14 protein-coding genes are annotated in these 19,502 nt (G+C 62.3%); 6 read left to right on the top strand and 8 right to left on the bottom strand.

Annotated elements, in window-relative coordinates:
* Positions 1 to 119: 119 nt before the first annotated feature.
* A complete protein-coding gene (gene rsd, locus RYH70_RS02375; RefSeq protein WP_055099347.1) occupies positions 120 to 617 on the top strand; it encodes a sigma D regulator in 498 nt (165 codons plus the stop codon).
* A gap of 42 nt (positions 618 to 659) precedes the next feature.
* Here rsd and RYH70_RS02370 read toward each other — a convergent pair whose 3' ends face one another.
* The 8 genes from RYH70_RS02370 to RYH70_RS02335 all read right to left on the bottom strand — a co-directional run bounded on the left by RYH70_RS02370 (position 660) and on the right by RYH70_RS02335 (position 11,732).
* A complete protein-coding gene (locus RYH70_RS02370) occupies positions 660 to 1,430 on the bottom strand; it encodes an FKBP-type peptidyl-prolyl cis-trans isomerase (RefSeq protein ID WP_026948456.1) in 771 nt (256 codons plus the stop codon).
* Between the two features lie 559 nt (positions 1,431 to 1,989).
* Positions 1,990 to 3,591, bottom strand: a complete 1,602-nt coding sequence (locus tag RYH70_RS02365) for an AMP-binding protein (RefSeq protein ID WP_317009734.1) — start codon at positions 3,589 to 3,591, stop codon at positions 1,990 to 1,992.
* 77 nt (positions 3,592 to 3,668) lie between these two features.
* The gene (locus tag RYH70_RS02360) at positions 3,669 to 4,448 is read right to left on the bottom strand and encodes an enoyl-CoA hydratase/isomerase family protein (RefSeq protein ID WP_316309365.1); all 780 of its coding nucleotides are present in this window, start codon (positions 4,446 to 4,448) and stop codon (positions 3,669 to 3,671) included.
* Positions 4,445 to 6,430 carry an acetyl/propionyl/methylcrotonyl-CoA carboxylase subunit alpha gene (locus tag RYH70_RS02355; RefSeq protein WP_317009733.1) on the bottom strand — a complete coding sequence of 662 codons (1,986 nt, stop codon included), beginning with the start codon at positions 6,428 to 6,430 and terminating at the stop codon, positions 4,445 to 4,447. Before RYH70_RS02355 ends, RYH70_RS02360 begins: the two co-directional genes overlap by 4 nt.
* A gap of 16 nt (positions 6,431 to 6,446) precedes the next feature.
* Complete coding sequence (locus RYH70_RS02350) at positions 6,447 to 8,069, bottom strand: acyl-CoA carboxylase subunit beta (protein ID WP_317009732.1); 1,623 nt, start codon at positions 8,067 to 8,069, stop codon at positions 6,447 to 6,449.
* 318 nt (positions 8,070 to 8,387) lie between these two features.
* A complete protein-coding gene (gene bioA / locus RYH70_RS02345) occupies positions 8,388 to 9,659 on the bottom strand; it encodes an adenosylmethionine--8-amino-7-oxononanoate transaminase (RefSeq protein ID WP_317009731.1) in 1,272 nt (423 codons plus the stop codon).
* Between the two features lie 88 nt (positions 9,660 to 9,747).
* Positions 9,748 to 10,635 carry a hypothetical protein gene (locus RYH70_RS02340; protein ID WP_317009730.1) on the bottom strand — a complete coding sequence of 296 codons (888 nt, stop codon included), beginning with the start codon at positions 10,633 to 10,635 and terminating at the stop codon, positions 9,748 to 9,750.
* A 266-nt stretch (positions 10,636 to 10,901) separates the two neighbouring features.
* Complete coding sequence (locus RYH70_RS02335) at positions 10,902 to 11,732, bottom strand: helix-turn-helix transcriptional regulator (protein ID WP_080530327.1); 831 nt, start codon at positions 11,730 to 11,732, stop codon at positions 10,902 to 10,904.
* Positions 11,733 to 12,233: 501 nt separating this feature from the next.
* Between RYH70_RS02335 and RYH70_RS02330 the strand changes: the two genes are divergently transcribed.
* The 5 genes from RYH70_RS02330 to RYH70_RS02310 all read left to right on the top strand — a co-directional run bounded on the left by RYH70_RS02330 (position 12,234) and on the right by RYH70_RS02310 (position 19,480).
* Positions 12,234 to 13,388, top strand: coding sequence for an acyl-CoA dehydrogenase family protein (locus RYH70_RS02330; RefSeq protein WP_022996860.1), 1,155 nt, complete (start codon positions 12,234 to 12,236; stop codon positions 13,386 to 13,388).
* 85 nt (positions 13,389 to 13,473) lie between these two features.
* A complete protein-coding gene (locus tag RYH70_RS02325) occupies positions 13,474 to 14,619 on the top strand; it encodes a C4-dicarboxylate TRAP transporter substrate-binding protein (RefSeq protein ID WP_026948451.1) in 1,146 nt (381 codons plus the stop codon).
* A 300-nt stretch (positions 14,620 to 14,919) separates the two neighbouring features.
* A complete protein-coding gene (locus tag RYH70_RS02320) occupies positions 14,920 to 16,485 on the top strand; it encodes an acyl-CoA synthetase (RefSeq protein WP_022996862.1) in 1,566 nt (521 codons plus the stop codon).
* A gap of 42 nt (positions 16,486 to 16,527) precedes the next feature.
* Positions 16,528 to 17,676, top strand: a complete 1,149-nt coding sequence (locus RYH70_RS02315; RefSeq protein WP_022996863.1) for an acyl-CoA dehydrogenase family protein — start codon at positions 16,528 to 16,530, stop codon at positions 17,674 to 17,676.
* A 16-nt stretch (positions 17,677 to 17,692) separates the two neighbouring features.
* Positions 17,693 to 19,480, top strand: a complete 1,788-nt coding sequence (locus RYH70_RS02310) for an acyclic terpene utilization AtuA family protein (RefSeq protein WP_026948449.1) — start codon at positions 17,693 to 17,695, stop codon at positions 19,478 to 19,480.
* The last annotated feature ends 22 nt before the right edge of the window (positions 19,481 to 19,502 follow it).

Here is a 19,502-nt window from a genome sequence, read left to right as displayed (position 1 = left end):
CCCTCCACCCCGATCGTGTCCCATTCTCACCCGTTGCCAGTGGCCGCTCGCCGGCTCTAGTCTCGACTTCCCCCAAGGAAAAAAATCTGTCAGCCATGCCCGAAAAAGGAGAGCGAACAATGGCAAGTTCCAGTTCCACAGCATTGGCCCAATGGCAGCATATTGAGGCACTGGTACAAGCCTGGCTGGAGGAGCGGCGGCAATTGATCGTGCTCCTTTGCCAGGTACAAGGCATCGACCACACGCCGTCGCGGGAAGAACCGGACACCCCCGTCCATCAACGCATCCAGGACCTCTGTCAGGTATTGATGGACTATCTCAGCGCCGGTTATTTCGAGGTGTACAACGCCCTGGTGCGAGCGGCGCGCCATTACGGCAGCGGGCCACCACAGTGGGCGGAACAATTGATCCAGAGGCTGGATGCCTCCACCGAGGAAGCACTGGCATTCAATGAGGATTACGACAGCCCGACCCACTGCATGACGCGGCTGACGGAATTACCGGAACGGGTGGCGCGCTTGATGGTGGCGCTGGAGGAGCGGTTCGCGCTGGAAGATCAGTTGATAGTGAGTCTTTACCAGGAACCGTCGCCGGCGGCGCGAGCCGAGCAAAGGTAGCGGTTTCCGGCCGGCCCATCGGCGCCGGCCGGAACGGCGGTATTATTCGGCATCGTCCGCTGCGGATTCTTCCGCGGCCTGGTCATCGGCGGCGTCATCGCCCTGACCCTGAATGCCCAGCAACTCCACTTCGAAGATCAGCACTTCATTGGGACCGATGTCACCACCGGCGCCCTGCTTGCCGTAGCCCAGTTCCGCCGGCAGATAGAGCTTCCACTTATCACCGACTTTCATCATCGGCAGCGCTTCCTGCCAACCCGGGATAATGTGGGCCAGACCGAACGTGGCCGGCTGGTCCCGCTCGATGGAGCTGTCGAATACTTCACCATCGGTGGTGCTGCCTTCGTAATGGACAGTAACGGTGTCCTCCACGGTGGGGGACGGCGCGCCTTCCTCGCCGGACTTCAGCACTTCGTACTGCAGCCCGCTGTCGGTGGTGGTAACACCATCGCGCTTACCGTTCTCGGCCAGGAATTCCTCGCCTTTCTTCAGGTTGTCCTCGGCTTCCTGTTCCAGTTTGGCCTGGCGCTTTTCCACCAGACGCATCTGGAAGTCCTGGATCAGCTGGTTCAGGTCCTCATCCCCAAGGCGGGAATCCGTGCCAGTGTGACCGTCGCGGATACCGGCAATCATCGCTTCGGTATCCAGTCCCTCCATGGCACTCATCTGCTCGGCGCTGCGATAACCCAGCGCGTAGGACGCTTTCTGGTCGTCCGTTTTGATCTCCACCTTGGCGGCATCCTCACCGCCGTCCTGTTGACCGCAAGCCGCCACCAGGACGGTACCGGCCAGCACGATTCCCAACTTTTTCATTCTGCCTCCATTGGCCTGTGGTTATTTCCCGCTCGCCCGCCGAAGTAACGGCCGCGCCCCAGCACCCGGCGGCGGAATCTGGCCATACTGCCAGTTTCCCGCCCCCTCGCGCCAGCGCTAAACCGTGAACGCCGACAAGGGTCGGGGGTCGCCATGGTCCAACGGAACCGAAAACACCCCGACCAACAGGAGAAACAAAGATGTAACGTCTGAAGCTGACCGGCATTTCCCCCAAGAGTTCCAGTCAGCCTTCATTCTGCCCGTGGCGAAACGGCTGTCAAAACCCTGGCGCGGAAAACCGTGTCAATGTCGTGCAATAACAAGCATTTGGCAGGAAAAGCGGGTAGTGGGCGACGCGTAAGCACAAGAGGGGGCATGAATCAGAGTGCTCCACCGCCAATCGCGAGCCTTGGAGACATGAATTCAAAGATGGCCACGAAGCCACTGTGGGAGCTTGCTTGCAAGCGAATGGAGCTTTCGGCCCCCCAAATTCGCTTGCAAGCAAGCTCCCACAGCGGCTTCGTAGTCCGATTTGAGGGAAAGCGGCCACACGGCATCCTTAACCCTGCTGGTAATAGGCCTCGTGCTCGGAGCGAATCATGTGCTTTTGCACTTTGCCGGTTCCAGTGCGTGGAAATTCTTCCGTGAACAGCACCGCCTTGGGCACCTTGAAGCCCGCCAGCCGTTCCCGGCAGTGCTCCAGCACTCCTTCTTCGTCCGCGCGCGCGCCGGGTTTGAGGATCACCACCGCGGTAATCGCCTCTCCCCAGTGTTCATGGGGCAGCCCCACCACCGCGGCTTCCGCCACGGTTTCATGCTCCATCAGGCAGCGTTCCACTTCGATCGACGCCACGTTTTCACCACCGGTCTTGATCACGTCCTTCTTGCGATCGGTGAACCAGATGGCGCCGTCTTCGTCCATCCAGGCAATGTCGCCACTGTGAAACCAGCCGTGCTGAAAGCTCTCGCGGGTCTTGTCCGGCTGATTCAGATAACCGTTCATGGTCTGCGGGCCGCGATAGACGATTTCCCCCGGCTCGCCACGGGGCAACAGGCGGCCGTGATCGTCCATGATCGCCACCCGCGTCATGGCGGTGGCGGTGCCCCAGGTGGCGGCCTTGCTCCATTGATGCTCCGGGCGCTGCATGCAGGTGGCCGGAGTGAATTCGGTCTGGCCGGAACCGAGCACCACATCGGCATTGGGAAACAGGTCGTGCAGAGCGCGCAGCCGTTCATCCGGCATCGGCGCCATGGCATAGACCGCCCGTGTCACCGAGGTAAGGTCATGGTTGCCGCGCGCCGCGGCGTCCAGCAGCTGCCCGTACATCATCGGCAGAAACATGATCACATTGGCCTGGTGCTTTTCGATCAGAGCCAGCATGTTTTCCGGTGTATCGAACCCTGGCGCCAGAATCACCCGAGCCCCCACCGTGAACATGGGCACGGTCATGGAATTGAGCATGGCGCAATGGAACAGCGGCAGCACCACCAGTGCCTTGGTATTGTGATCGGCTTGATGGGCAAGCGCCCCGGACAACCCGGCCATGGTCACCGCCAGATGGCTGGTGAGCACGCCCTTGGGCAAAGCGGTGGTGCCGCTGGTGTAGAGCAATTGCACCGCGTCACGATCAAACACCGGCACCTGCAGTTCGGCATCGTCGCCCTGCTCCAGCAACCCGTCGAACGAACCGGCGTCCTTGGGCAGGGCCTCCGGCGCCCGCGCGCCGGTCCAATAAACACCCTGAAGCTCAGGCAACGACGGCACCAGTTCCTTCGCCACCGCCAGCAATTGGTCCTGCACGATCAGCACCTTCGCCGCGGAATCCTGGAAGCAATAGGCGATTTCCGAGGGACGCAGCCCCAGATTGGCCGGCGCGCAGATCAACCCGGCCTTGGCACAGGCCAGATAAGTGATCAGGATTTCCAGGCAGTTGCCGGCCATCACCCCGACCACGTCCTGATGCTTCAAACCCAGGCCGAGCAAGGCACTGCCCAGACGGTTCGCGCGCCGATCCAGTTCACCGTAAGTAAGGCTTTGCTCGCCACAAACCAGCGCCACTCTGTCAGGAAACAGGTCCGCGGCCCGGGTGCTCATGTCACCGACACAGACCCGGTCCACCATATGCCGGCCGAAAGCTTCTTCGTCGAGATTCACTGTCATGATACGGCTCTCCTGTTGTTGTGCTTATGGGAAGGGCGGCCAGCCCGGATATCTCACCAGTTGGTGGGATATCCGGGCTACCGCCCGGGCCAATCCGGCGCGCGCTTCTCATTGAACGCGGCCAGGCCCTCCTTGGCATCCTCGGTAAGCGCCAGGGTGGCGATCTGGGTTTCGGTGTAGGCGATGGCCTGATCGAAGGACATTGCCTCGATGGCACGTAACGCGTACTTGCCCCGGCGAATAGCGGTGGGGGATTTGTCCACCAGGCGGTCAATCAACCACTCGACCTTGGCGTCCAATTCCGCCGCTGGCGCCAAATGATTGACCAGCCCCGCCTGCAGCGCTTCGTCGGCGGCGAAAGGCTCACCGGTGAAGCACCATTCACGCAGCACCCGCTGCGGCACCAGCCGTTGCAACAAACTCAACACCTGCATCGGGAAGACCCCGACCTTCACTTCCGGCAAGCCGAAGCGCACTGTGTCCACCGCCACCGCCATATCGGTCATGCACAACAGTCCCATGCCTCCAGCCATGCAGACCCCGTTCACCCGGGCGATACTCGGCACCGTACTGTTGCTGGCGAGACGCATCAGATCGGCGTAGTCGGCATTGGGTTTGGCGTAATCGAAGACAAACCCCTCTCCGGGACGCAGATCGGCGCCTGCGCAAAAGGCCTTGTCACCACTGCCGGTGAGCACGATCACACGCACTCTCGGATCCGCCTGGGCCTGCTCATAACCCTGGCGGATACCGTCGATCACCGCCTGATTGATGGCGTTGCGTTTGTCCGGCCGGTTCACCGTGATCCACAGCGCCCGGCCGCGTTTTTCCAGTAGTACCGCTTGTTCCGTACTCATTCCGGTTTGCTCTCCTCACTGGCATCCGCTTCGATTTCCACCAGCACCCGGCCGGCGGCCACCTGATCTCCTTCGGCGGCGCTGATCACCGAGACCACACCGCCGACACCGGCCCGGTGCACGTGCTCCATCTTCATCGCTTCCAAGGTGAGGACCGCTTCGCCGGCTTCCACCCGCTGACCTTCGCTAACCGCCACCGATACCAGGCGGCCGTTCATGGACGCCCGTACCCGGCCGTCGCCACCATCGGCGGCACCCTGGGCGGCGGCGGCATAGGTGCGGTCCGTAACCGAATAACCTTCGCCGCCATGGAGGAAGTGCAGCACGTCACCGCGCCGCGCCAGCGGCACCGTCTCCACCACGCCGCCGCGCTCCAGTCGCACCCCGTCAGCGGTGAAACCGAGCAGCCCGAACTCCGTGACGACATCCTCGACGACCACTTGCAAACGATCCGCCCGCAAGCGGGTCAAGGTCGCGGCGCCGTCTTCATCACGCAGTTGATAGCGCACGATCAGCGGCAACCGGGAAGACAAACCGGATCTGGCGCTGCCGGCCCCACTGTCGGTGAGATACAACAAAGCGGCGGCCAGCGCCCGCAGTTGCTGCCCGTGTTCCTCATCCTGGTGCAGCAACCCGGCCTGCCGCTGTTCCACGAAAGCGGTAGTCGCTTCGCCGGCGGCGAACACCGGGTCGCGCAGGCAGCGCGCCAGAAAGCCCTGGTTGGTTTCGACCCCCAGCGCCACCAGTTCTTCCAGCCCCGTGGCCAGACGGCGGCGGGCTTCGTCGCGGTTCTCGCCCCAGGCGATCAACTTGGCCACCATGGAGTCATAGAACGGCGGCACCTCGGCGCCGTCCCGCAAGGCACTGTCCACCCGCAGAGTTCGCGGCGCGCGCCAGCGCACCAGAGTGCCGCTTTGCGGCATGAAGCCCTGGCGCGGACTTTCCGCGCAGAGACGTACTTCGATCGCGTGCCCCCGGAAGCGGATGTCATCCTGTTCCAAAGCCAGGGCCTCCCCGGCGGCCACCCGCAATTGCAGGGCCACCAGGTCCACACCAGTGATCGCCTCGGTAACCGGGTGTTCCACCTGCAGGCGCGTGTTCATTTCCATGAAGTAGAAGCGCCCCTCGCCATCCAGCAGGAATTCCAGGGTGCCGGCGCCTTCATAGCCGATGGCCCGCACCGCCCGCACGGCGGTCTCGCCCATCTGCTCACGCAGCGCCTGATCCACGGCCGGAGATGGCGCTTCTTCCACCACTTTCTGATGACGGCGCTGCACCGAACAATCCCGCTCACCGAAATGCAGCGCCTTGCCGTGACGATCCGCCACTACCTGGATTTCCACATGCCTCGGTTCGACAATGGCTTTCTCCAGAATCACTTCCGGATCGCCAAAAGCGCTTTGCGCCTCCGAACGGGCGCTGGCCAATGCCTCCAGAAAAGTGTCCGTGCTTTCCACCAGACGCATGCCGCGTCCGCCACCACCGGCGGTGGCTTTGATCATCACCGGGTAACCGATGTCATCCGCTTCCCGATGCAGCCGTTGTTCGCTTTGGTCCTGGCCCTGATAACCGGGCACGCAGGGCACGCCGGCCTGCTCCATCAACTGTTTGGCGCGGGCCTTGTGCCCCATGGCTTCGATGGCCTCGGCGGAGGGGCCGATGAACACCAGGCCGGCGTCGGCGCAGGCCTTGGCCAGCGCAGGATTCTCCGCCAAAAAACCATAGCCGGGATGCACCGCGTCGGCGCCAGCGCGTCTGGCGGCGTCAACGATGCGGTCGATATTCAGATAGGACTGCGCCGGCAAAGCCTCACCGATGCAAACCGCCTGATCCGCCTCCAGGACGTGGCGGGCATCGCGGTCGGCACTGGAATAAACCGCCACCGTTCGGTAGCCCAGCTCCCTGGCGCTACGTTGGATGCGCAGGGCGATTTCGCCACGGTTGGCGATCAGAATCTTGCTGAAAGGGGTCGCTTTACTCATATCGTTACCGCTCGGATCAGGGACGGGCCACGGAGAACTGCATCGGCTGGGTTTGCCGCTGCTCCGCTTCGCGGCAGATGGACAGCACATAGGCGATCACGCCGCGGGTATCGCGCGGATCGATGACACCATCGTCCAGCAGGCGGCCGCTGGTGGCGAACACGTCCATTTGCTTTTCAAAGGTCTCGATAATGCGCCCTTCCAGATCCTCCAGGGCGGCGCGATCCACTTCCTGGCCACGGCGTTTGGCCGCCGATTCGGTGACGATACTCATGGTGCGGGCGGCCTGTTCCCCGCCCATTACCGCGGTCTTGGCGTTGGGCCAGGAGAAACAGAAACGCGGGTGAAAACCCCGGCCGCACATGCCGTAATTACCGGCGCCGAAGGAAGCACCGCAGTACAGGGTGATTTGCGGCACGGTGGCGTTGGTCACCGCCTGGATCATCTTGGAGCCATGCTTGATGATGCCGGCCTGCTCATAGTCCTTGCCGACGATAAAACCGGTGGTGTTGTTCAGATACAGGATCGGTGTGCGCGACTGGCAACAGGCCTGAATGAAATGGGTGGCCTTGGTCGCCCCGGCGGGGTCGATCGGCCCGTTATTGGTAATGATGCCCAGCGCCATGCCTTCGATGCGCGCCTGCCCGCAGACGGTGGCGGGGCCGTAGTTGGCACCGAACTCGAGGAAGTCGGAATCGTCGACGATGCGCGCGATCACTTCCTTCATATCCACCGGTCTTTTGTGGTCCATGGGCATGATGCCGAGCAGTTCCTCGCCGTCGTAACGAGGCGGTGGAGCCGGTTCAGCGGGCGCCGCCGGGATATCCCGATTCCAGTCCAGCTTGCCCATGATGTCGCGTACCAGACGCAGGGCATCGCGATCATCCTCGGCCAGGTAGTCCCCCAGGCCGGATAAGGTGGTGTGCATCTCGGCCCCGCCCAGTTCCTCATCGGTGGCTTCTTCACCGGTGGCCGCCTTCAGCAACGGCGGACCGGCCAGGAAGGCCTTGGAGCGGCCGCGCACCATGATGATGTAGTCCGACAGTCCGGTCTGGTATGCGCCGCCGGCGGTGGAGGAGCCGTGGGTGACGGTCACCACCGGCAGACCGGCGGCGGACAGACGCGCCAGGTTGCGGAACGAGGAGCCGCCCAGGATGAACTCCTCGACCCGGTACTTGAGCAGGTTGGCCCCGGCGCTTTCCACCAGTTGCACGTACGGCAGCTTGTTTTCCAGTGCCAGCTCCTGCACCCGCAGCACCTTGTCCAGCCCCATGGGCTGGGCGGCACCGGCGTCGATACCGGAATCGGTGGCGAGGATCATGCAGCGCACGCCGCGGACATAGCCGATGCCGGCGATATTGCCGCCGCCGGGGATGGTTTTCTCCGGATCCGGGTTGTCCATGCCGTAACCGGCCAGGGTAGCCAGTTCCAGAAAAGGGGCGCCGGGGTCCAGCACCAGCGCCACACGCTCACGCGGCAGCAGTTGCCCGCGCTTTTCAAAGCGCCCCTTGGCGGCGGCGGACTTGTCCCGGGTCCGTTGCTCCACCGAGCGCAAACGCGTCAGCAGCGCCTCCATACCGGCCCGGTTTTCCCGGAAAGTGGTGTCCGCGGAGGACACTTGGGTTTCGAGTACTGCCATGAAAAGGGCTTCCCAGTCTGTCGGCACCGGGGATCACCGGCGCCTTGGTGTTAAAACAGTGCTGGTAGCCTACGCAGCGGCAAAGCGGCGGGTCTTGCGAAAAATAGCTATGGGGGGAAGGAAAGTTGACGGTGAATAGTGAACAGGTAACAGCGGAAATCAAAAGCGAATGATCTTTAGCCGCTGTGGGAGCTTGTCCGGGCGGCGGGCCGCTGCAAGCGAATGGGATCCCGGCCCTCAAGAAATTCGCTTGCAGGCAAGCTCCCACAGCGGCTGATAACGGGCTGTTTTGTCTCTTCGTTCTGCGCCGTCAGATCGTCATTGGCTCACCACCCGCATGGCGTGAGTCAGTTGCCTCAGTTGCTCCGGCTCGATGATGAACGGGGGCATGATGTAAAGCAGTTTACCGAACGGGCGAATCCAGACCCCCAGGTCCACCAGTTGCTTCTGCACCTGGCCCACATCGCAAGGCTGTTTGAGTTCCACCACGCCGATGGCGCCGAGCACGCGCACATCCTCCACTTTGTCGGATTCCAGGCAGGGCGTCAGTTCCGTCCATAACTGCGCTTCGATGGCCTGAACGCGCTGCTGCCAGGGGCTTTCCAACAGCAGGTCGATGCTGGCGTTGGCTACCGCGCAGGCGAGCGGGTTGCCCATGAAAGTAGGGCCATGCATCAGGACGCCGGCCTGACCGTCGCAAATGCCGGCCGCCACGCGATCATTGCAGAGGGTGGCGGCGAGGGTCATGTAGCCGCCGGTAATGGCCTTGCCAAGGCAGAGGATATCCGGCACCACATCAGCGTGCTCCAGGGCGAACAACTTGCCGCTGCGGCCGAAACCGGTGGCGATCTCATCGAAAATCAGCAGCACGCCATGCTCGTCGCACAGACGGCGGCAACCTTTCAGGAATTCCGGGTGGTACAGCCGCATACCGCCGGCCCCCTGCACCACTGGCTCCAGAATCAGCGCGGCGATCTCGTCCGCGTGCTGCTCCAGTTGCGTGCGCACGGAGTCCAGAGCGCCATCGTCCCAGACGCCGTCGAACCGCACCGAGGGCGCCTCGGCGAAGTAATGCCGCGGCAGAATGCCGCTGAACAGATCGTGCATGCCGTTGACCGGATCGCACACCGCCATGGCCCCGAAGGTGTCGCCATGATAGCCGTTGCGCAGCGCCAGCAACCGGTGTTTGCCGGTCTTGCCCTGGCTCATCCAGTATTGCAGCGCCATCTTGATCGCCACTTCCACCGACACCGAACCGCTGTCCGCCAGGAATACCTTGGTCAATTCGGCGGGCGTCAACGCCACCAGCCGCTTGCCCAGTTCCACCGCCGGCTCGTGAGTGATGCCGCCGAACATCACGTGGGCCATGCGTTCGGTCTGGTCACGCAGGGCCTGATTCAGACGCGGGTGGTTATAGCCGTGGATCGCCGCCCACCAGGACGACATGCCGTCCACCAGCCGGCGCCCGTCTTCCAGCTCCAGGTAGACGCCTTCGGCGGCGCGTACCGGGTACACCGGCAAGGGCCGGGAGGTGGAGGTGTAAGGATGCCAGAGATGGTCGCGGTCGAAATCGAGGTCGATGGAGGCCATGGGACTACCTATTTAAGAGGACGGCTGTTTACGGGGACAGCGGTTTACAGGGAAAGCCCGAGCACCATGCCAAGACCGGCGCCAATGCTCAAGCGTCGCCGTCCACCGGCTTCCAATCCAGGGTTTCCTGATCCAGCAGCCAGGTGCGCCAGCGGCCGTCGCTGTCCTGCACCCGGTAGCGATAGTCGCCGTCCCGGGTGACCTTGCGCTCGGAGATCTGATTCTTCAGGCAGCTGTCCAGCGCCAGCTTACGCCAGTCCAGCAGCCGCCATTGCGTGTCCAACCGCACGCGTACCAGGCCGCTCTCGTCGCCGGCGCCACACATGCCCAACGCATAGGGGCGGGATGGGTGTTGATAACCCAGCAAGACCACCAGACCCTGCTCGTCCTCACGCCAGTCCAGCACCTGGTTACCCGCCGTCGGCATATCGAACGCGGTCAGGTCCAGCTCCCTCTCGCGGTCGCCGTCTTCCAGATGCAGAAAAGAATACCGGCGGTATACCGACAGATCCGGGTTATACAGGCGCAAGGGGGCACTGTCGTCTTCGTCACGCCAAATCCCCACGCCCTCCTGATTCACCTCGAACCGTTCAGTCCAGCCGGTCAGCGCACGGTAGTAGGCAATGCTGTCCCAAAAGCGGCTGCCCTCGTAGGTGAAATCCAGCAACTCCCGCCCTGGCAGCGGACTGTCGAAGCGATAAAGCACCCAGCCATCGGTGTCATGCAGCCCCACCACGGGCACCCAGGTGCGCGAATCTCCACGGCGATAGGCCCCGCTGAGAGAGTAGATATCACGGTGACCAGGCGAGAATTCATGCACTCTCAGCATCAACGTCAGCGGCTGGTCTCTTTGCTCACCCCGATAAAGCCGCTCCCGGGTATCCCATTCCCGCACCAGTATCCGCGGCTGCGCCACCGATACCGCCGTCAGCAGCAACATCAGCAAGGCGATGACGCTTCGTCCTCGGGTATTCACTCTTTACGCTCCGCCGGCAATCCGCTCGCATCAGACAAGGGGCGTATTTTAAACAGTCTGGCGCGCTGTCGGGGGCGCTTTGTCGGACATTAAGGTGAACTTTTGTGAATGGCTTTTTGGGGGTCATCGCGGTTTAGAGAGAACCAGCCTTATCCTCCATCAAGGACAGCGGAGCCGCCTTGTAGACATAAATTCGGGGGCCGCTGTGGGAGCCCTTTCTGTGCTGGAGGTCCACGTTTTTGGAGCCCGCAAAGGCTTCCAGGAGATCACAGGCCGGCGTTGACCAGGGCGTCCGGCGCGCCAACCCGGCTCTGCAACAGGATCGCCAGTTTGCGCGACCCGACCAGGATGTCCTTGGGTGTCAGGCCGTAGAACTGCCGAATGGAATGACTGAAGTGGGTGGAATCCGGATAGCCCACATCCAGGGCGATGTCGGTAAGGGTGTCACGACGATTAACGTGGTAAAGCAGGCTTCGGGCGCGCTTCCAGGCGCGGAACTTGCGGAAAGTGATACCCAGGTCTTCCTTGAACAGATGAAGGAAACGGGAAAACGACAGACCGCTGAGCAGCGCCGCCTCCTCCGCAGGACAATGGCGGGAGGGATCCTCTCTCAGATACGCCAGCACTCGAGCCACGCGAGGGTCCAGTTCGCGGCGCGGCAACGTCTGCCCGAGAAACAGCGGGTCCACTTCCACGCGAGGATCAGCCCCGTCTTCCGCCAGGGCCTGAATGCGGGCGAAGCCACGTCTCAGGGTTTGCAGCAGCTCATCACGGTCGCCACAATAATCGCTGCGTAACATGGGGGGCAACGCCCCCATATTCACGGTTTCCGGCTCCACCATCACCGAGCCGAGCAAACGCTCACCGGTTTCTACCCAGTGCGGCAAATAGGGGGGCACCACCGCCACCGCGGTTTCCTGCCAATTGCGGCCGTCAATGCTGAAACGGAATGGCTGGTCCGGGCCGCAATAGACGGTCAAGGAACCAAAACTGCGCAGACGTGGCCGTCCCAGCAGACCCAGGTAGCAGACCCGCTCGGGCCCGAGCAGCATGACCCGTCCACGACGCCGACGGGAACTTGTCTTTGTTGTCATCATTGCCTCCTCCGGTGACAACGTCACCGCAGGGCCCGTATCCACACAGGCCTGCGAGGAATATAAGAAAAAGGATTTACCCTTATTCCCACACAGCCGATTGGCGAAAAAGATCAAAAACCATCGGCCAAAAATATAAATCCCGCGCCATGAAGGCGTGTTCGAACTTAAACCAAACGATCGGCTAAATGCAACGACCACTGGACCTGGTCTTTGAAAGGTTGCATCGGCTCACGGCCGCACCCTTCCGCGCCGCCCCGGCAGGGGTTCCCGACCCGCATACCCAGGCAGGACCGGCACGCTGCAATCCTTCAGCATAGTCACTGCCCCGGTCATGGACTTGTGCCAACTGGCTAATCCTTACTTTATTTCTCTTTTTTTGTTTTTCGCTTTTTTAACGCTTGATTCCCGTGTTTTTTATAGCCATACCATCATGTCGATTGCGCGCATGCGTCGTCACATCAACAGCCGCGCCGCGAATCCAAATAACAGGAGAATTTGAAAATGCTGTTCACTAACGAGCACCGGGCGCTGTCGGAATCGGTGAAGAAGTTTGTCGCCACGCAGATTAACCCCTACGTGGATGAATGGGAGAAGGAGGGTATTTTCCCCGCCCATGAGTTGTTCAAGAAAATGGGAGACAAGGGTTTTCTTGGCATTGCCAAACCGGAACAGTTTGGCGGCATGGGCCTGGATTGGAGCTACAACCTGGCCTTCTGCGAAGCCATGGGCGAAGTCAACGGCGGCTCCATTCCAATGGCGGTGGGCGTGCAAACCGATATGGCCACTCCCGCCCTGGCCAAACAGGGCTCCGATGCCCTGCGTGAAGAATTTCTGGTACCGGCCATCGCCGGCGATTACGTGGCCTGCATCGGCGTATCCGAACCGGGAGCCGGCTCCGACGTAGCGTCCATCCGCACCCACGCCCGCAAGGATGGCGACGATTACATCATCAACGGCGGCAAGATGTGGATCACCAATGGCACCCAGGCGGACTTCATGTGCCTGCTCGCCAACACCGGTGATGGCCCGGTGCACAAGAACAAATCCCTGATTGTGCTGCCACTGAAAAGCAAAGGTGTCACCATCGCCCGTAAGCTCGACAAACTCGGCATGCGCGCTTCCGACACCGCCGAAATCTGGTTCGAGGATGTGCGCGTGCCGCAGCGCTACCGTATTGGCGAAGAAGGCATGGGCTTCATTTACCAGATGCAGCAGTTCCAGGAAGAGCGACTGTGGGGAGCGGCCTGCAATCTGCGTTACATGGATATCGCGGTACAGGACGTCATCACCTACACCCGCGACCGCCAGGCCTTTGGCAAGTCACTGCTGGACAATCAGGTGGTGCATTTCCGCCTGGCGGAATTGCAAACGGAAATCGAAGCGCTGCGTTCCATGGTGTATCGCGCCGTCGAACAGATGATCAATGGCGAGGACGTCACCTATCTCGCGTCCATGGCGAAGCTGAAGACTGGCCGGCTGTGCCGCGAAGTCGCCGACAGCTGCCTGCAGTACTACGGCGGCATGGGTTTCATGAATGAAACGCCAATCACGCGCATGTATCGGGATACCCGTCTGACCTCCATCGGCGGCGGCGCCGATGAAGTGATGCTCGGCATCATCGCCAAATTCATGGGTACTTTTCCGGACAAACGCTAACAGCCCGTTCACCACCTCCACACCCATTTTGCTCGCTAATGGCCGCGCCGAAGTCTCCGCGCGACCAACCGATAAGGAGAATAAAATGAAACGATTCACCACGCTTCTGGCCAGCGCCGCGCTGGCCGGTGTGACCGCTTTGACGTCGACGGCCCAGGCCGAATCTCTGCGATTCGCCGTGGGCTTCCCTTCCGCTTCCGCCAACGTGGATGCCGCCAAGGCTTACGCCAAGGCGGTGGCGGACTATTCCGGCGGCGATCTGGAAATAAAAATCTACGAACTTTCCCTGCTCAACCTGGCCGAGATGAGCGGCGGGCTCAAGCAGGGCATTGCCGACGTGGGCTACCTGCTGACGCCCTACTTCCCGGCCGAATACCCCAATATCAACATGGCGGCGGAGCTGTCCATGCTGCTGGCGCTGAATGACCCCACCGGAAACGAAGGGCTGGCCTACGCCGGCGCCATGAGCGAATACATCATGCTGCACTGCGACGACTGCGTGGCGGAGTTGAAGCAGCAAAACCAGGTCTTTACCGGTGGCGGCGCCAGCCCTCAGTACGGTCTTCTGTGCACCACACCGGTCACCACCGCCGCCGATCTTAAAGGCAAGCGCCTGCGTGCCGGCGGCGCGCAATGGGCACGCTGGGCCAAGCATTTCGAGGCCTCTCCGGTGTCACTGCCCGGTAACGAGATTTTCGAGGCTCTGAATCAGGGCGTGGTGGACTGTACCATTCAATCGGCGGCCGAACTGAGCGGTTTGGGGCTGATGGACGCGGTCAGCGATATCACCATGTCGGTGCCCGGCGGCGTGTTCGGTGGTTCCGGGCCCGCCAATATCAACCAAAAAGTCTGGCAGGATCTCGATGCTGATCAACGCAAAGCGCTTCTGCATGCCGGTACCGTTATGTCCGCCAACGCCGCTGTTCTCTACCGGGACTATGGAGAGCGGGATCTGAAAGCCGCCGAGCAACGGGGCGCCAAACGGCATGAGGCCAGCGAGGCGCTGATCGCCGCCTCCCGTGACTTTGTTCGCCAGGATGCGAAAAACATCGTTCAGTATTATGAAGAAAAACACCAGGTCCGCGACGCGGCCGGCAAGATCGAGGTGATGCGGCCACTGGTGAAGAAATGGCTGGAACTCACCGCCGATATCGATAGCACCGAGGCCCTTGCCGATCTGTACTGGCAAGAGGTGCAATCCAAGGTCGATGTCGACCGTTACGGGCTATAGCTGTCCAATGGTTTCCGGGCGCCCCGCTGGCAGCCCCATATGCTGATTGCTCTCCCTCCATGAGAGCTACGGAGCCCCTGCAGGAGTCTGCCCTGCAAGCGAATGGGCACGGCCTCAAGAAATTCGCTTGCAGGGCAAGCTCCTACAGCGGCCTTGCAGCGGCCGTTTGACTCATGTCTCCAAGACCAGCCAGTTAACACAAGACCAGCACCGTGGCCGTTGCTAGCGTTCCTTTCTACAAAGGCGTCTTCCCGGGCGCCGCCCCATACCGATAACAACACTCGCTCAGGAGACACCAAGGTGACCCAACCCTCCTCCTTCCCAATCCACCAGGATGTGCACTATCTGGGTGGGGTCGGCGACTGGATAACCCATCACGCCACCCAGGATCCGCAACGCATGGCGCTGGTGTTCGGCGATCTGAGATTGACCTACTCGGAGCTGAACCAGCGCATCAATCGGCTCGCCAACGCCCTTACCGATCTCGGCGTCGGCAAGGGCGACCGTGTCGCCTTGCTGATGCTCAACGGCAACCACTTCATCGAGAGCTTTTTCGCCTGCGCCAAGCTGGGCGCCATCGCCCTGCCTCTGAACTACCGCCTCAGTGCCGAGGAAATCGGCTTCATCCTCGGCGACGCCGGCGCCACCGTGTTGCTCTACCAGCCGGCCCTGGCGGACCTGTTCCGCCCGATTCGCCAGAGCTCCGCCCTGCGTCACGGCATCGCCACCGAAGGCGAGGCGGAACCGGGAGATCACCACTATGATGCCCTGCTCGACGCCGCGCCCGCCAGCGAGCCCGGGGTGCCGTTGAATCAGAACGATCCACTGATGATGATGTACACCTCCGGCACCACCGGCAAACCCAAGGGCGCCCTGCTCAGCCACGGCAATCCGACCTGGCTGACCGCCGACATGGTCGCCAGCGACGCGGCCATCAGCCGTGACAGCGTGATCCTGACGATCGCCCCGCTGTTTCATATCGGCGGGCTCGCCGTGCATACCCTGCCGGCCTTGAATATCGGCGCCCAGGTGGTGCTGCACGCGCAGTTCGATCCACGACACACGCTAGCCACGGTACAGGAGGAACGAATCACGGAACTGTTCCTGCTGCCGGCCATGTGGCAGGCACTGAGTCAGTTACCCAACGTCGACGACTACGATTTGTCTTCCCTGCGCAGCCTGCTTTCCGGCGGCGCGCCTTGCCCCATACCGGTGATCGAGTTCTTCCAAAAACGGGGCCTGGCCTTTCAGGAAGGGTTCGGCATGACCGAGACCTGCGCCGGTGCCTGCATCCTCGGCAGCGCCGACGCGGTGCGCAAAAACGGCTCGGTGGGCAAGCCCCTGGTGTACGTGCAGATGCGCATCGTCGACGAAAACGACCAGGATGTGGCGACCGGCGAGGTGGGCGAACTGATCCTGCGCGGCCCGACCATGTTCCTGGGCTATTGGGGGCGACCGGACGCCACCGAGGAGGCCTGCCGCAACGGCTGGTTCCACTCCGGTGACCTGGCCCGCCGTGACGAGGAAGGCTTCTATTACATCGTCGACCGGAAGAAGGACATGCTGATTTCCGGTGGCGAAAACGTCTACCCCACCGAAGTGGAGCAGGTGCTCTACAAACACGAGCAGGTGCTGGAAGTGGCTGTGATCGGCGTCCCCGATGACAAATGGGGCGAAGTGCCCATGGCGGTGGTGGTCCCCAGGGACGGCCAGACGCCGACACTGGAATCCCTGCGTGACTTCTGCGACGGCAAACTGGGCCGTTTCAAGATTCCCAAACACCTGGCTCTGGTGGACGAACTGCCCCGCAACGCCACTGGAAAAATACTTAAACGCACCCTGCGCGACCGGTTCACCGGCGCCTGATCCCGGACGCCGTCTCGCGCCGTCCCAAGCCTGGAGTAAGTAATGAACGCAGTCAGCAGTCCGTTCTATACCGAAGAGCACGAAGCCTACCGCGACACGCTGCGCGCCTTCGTCGGCAAGGAACTGGAACCCCACGCGGCGCAATGGGATGAGGAAGGCACCTTTCCCCGTGAGCTGTACCGCAAAGCCGCCGAGGTCGGCCTGTTCGCGGCCGGTTATCCGGAGCAGTACGGCGGTCTGGATCTGGATTTGTTCTACATGTTGATCAATGCCCAGGAACTGGCCCGCGCCGGTGTCGGTGGCCTGCACGCCAGCCTGATGAGCCACCACATCGGCCTGCCGCCGATCATCCGCGCCGGCCTCCCGGCGTTAAAGGACAAATGGGTGCCGGCGGTGATTCGCGGTGACAAGATCAGCGCCCTGGCGATTACCGAGCCGGGCGGCGGCTCGGACGTGGCGGCGTTGACCACCACCGCCCGACGTGACGGCGACCATTATGTCGTCAACGGCAGCAAAACCTTTATTACCTCGGGGATGCGCGCCGATATTTATACCGTGGCGGTGCGCACTGGCGAGCCAGGCCACAAAGGCATTTCCCTGCTTGCCATCGAGCGCGACACACCCGGATTCACCCGCACTCAGTTGGAGAAAAAAATGGGCTGGTGGTGCTCCGACACCGCCACCCTGTATTTCGATAATTGCCGGGTGCCGGTGGATAACCTGCTGGGCGAGGAGAACCAGGGTTCCAAACTGATCATGCAGAATTTCAATAGCGAGCGGCTGTTCATGGCCGCCGCCTGTACCGCCTACGCGCGAGTCTGTCTGGAGGAGATGATCGAGTACGGCCAGCAGCGCAGGACCTTCGGCAAAGCCCTGATGGAACATCAGGTGATCCGCCATAAAGTGGCGGACATGTGCATGCGCATCAACGCCACTCAGGCCTATCTGGAACAACTGACGTGGCGGGTGCAGAACGGTCAGAACCCGGTGGCGGACGTCTGTCTGCTGAAAAACCAGGCGACCCAGACCATGGAATACTGCGCCCGCGAAGCGGTGCAAACCCTCGGCGGCGCCGGTTATCTACGCGGCTGCAAGTCGGAAAGAATCTACCGCGAGGTCCGCGTCAACGCCATCGGTGGTGGCGCCGAGGAAATCATGCGCGACCTGGCCGTGCGGCAAATGGGACTGTAGTAATGGGTGAAAGACCATGAGCAAAACGATCCGTATCGGCGGCGCTTCCGGCTACTGGGGCGATACCGCCATTGGCCCCGTGCAGTTGATTCGCCAGGGACAGGTGGACTACCTGATCTTCGACTATCTCGCTGAAATCACCATGTCGATTCTGGCCAAGGCCCAGGCCCGCGACCCGGCCCTGGGCTATGCCACCGATTTCATTGAACGGGTGATGGCGCCCTTGCTGCCGGAGATCCACCGCCAGGGCATCAAGGTGATCGCCAACGCCGGCGGCGTGAATCTGACCGCCTGCCGTCAGGCTTTGGAGAAGGTGGCGGCAGATGCCGGCCTGCCTTTGCGCATCGGCACCGTGGAAGGCGACAACCTGCTCCCTCAAGTGGAATCGGTACGTGCTCTTGGTCCCACCGAACTGGACACCGGCGCCCCGTTACCCGCCAAACTGATGAGCATGAACGCCTATCTGGGCGCTTTCCCGATCGCCGCCGCCCTCGATGCCGGCGCCGACATCGTGCTCACCGGCCGTTGCGTGGACAGTGCCCTGGCGGTGGGCCCGCTGATCCACGAATTCGGCTGGCGGCCGGACGAGTATGACCGGCTCGCCGCCGGCGCCCTGGTGGGCCACGTGATCGAGTGCGGCGCCCAGGCCACCGGCGGCAACTACAGCGACTGGCCGGATACCGTGGACGGCTGGGACGACACCGGCTTCCCCATCGCCGAGGTCTCCGCCAACGGCGCTTTCGTACTGACCAAACCCCGTGATACCGGCGGCACCGTCACCCCGTTCACCGCCGGCGAACAGATGCTCTATGAGATCGGCGATCCGGGCGCCTATGTGCTGCCGGACGTGATCGCGGATTTCCGCCAGGTGACCCTGGAACAGGACGGACCGGACCGGGTCCGCATCGAGGGCGCCCGGGGCCATGCCCCCACCGATACCTACAAGGTCAGTGCCACCTACGCCGACGGCTTCGGTTGCGTCGGCACCTTTGTTATCGCCGGACGCGACGCCGCCACCAAGGCCCGCCGGCAAGGTGAAGCGGTGCTGAAAAAAGTCCGCCGTCTGCTGGATCAGTCGGAATTGGGCGACTTCAGCAAAACCGCGATGCAACTGGTTGGCGCGGAAAGCAGCTACGGCGATCACGCCAGCGACAGTGCCCGGCAAGTGCGGGAAGTGGTACTGCGTCTGGGCGTGCACCATCCACGCCGGGAAGGGGTGGAACTGTTCTCCAAGGAATTCGTCGGTGCCGGCCTGTCCATGGCGCCGGGCATCACCGGCCTCAGCCCCGGGCGGCCGCGCCCCACGCCGATCGTGCGGCTGTTCTCGTTCCTGATCGACAAGGAGCGGGTGCCGGTACAGGTGGCGGTGGATGGGGAACCGGTATCTTTGGCTCAGGCAGCGGAGCGCGGCGGCGGCCGACCGGTGGCCAGCCAGTCCGATCCGGCGCCGGCACTGGAAGATAGCGCGGTCAAGGTGCCACTGTATCGCCTGGCCGTGGCACGCAGCGGCGATAAAGGCGACCACGCCAATATCGGAGTCATCGCCCGGCGGCCGGAATATCTGCCGGCACTGCGCGCGGCGCTCACCGAGGACGCGGTCGCCGAACGCTTCTCCCATACTCTCAAGGGCAAGGTGGAGCGCTTCGATCTGCCCGGCAGCCACGCCATGAACTTTCTGTTGCGCCACGCTCTGGACGGCGGCGGTGTCGCCTCCCTGCACCTGGACGCGCAGGCCAAGACCTACGCCCAGGTGTTACTGGATATGGAAATCCCGGTACCCGAAGGACTGCTGTCCGGCAGCTGACCAGCAGCACAGAGCCGCTGTG

The organism is Alloalcanivorax xenomutans, from assembly GCF_032810065.1.
Taxonomy (GTDB): Bacteria; Pseudomonadota; Gammaproteobacteria; order Pseudomonadales; family Alcanivoracaceae; genus Alloalcanivorax; species Alloalcanivorax xenomutans.
Note: the sequence above shows the minus strand (reverse complement) of the source record. Positions and strands in the feature narration are given on the sequence as shown.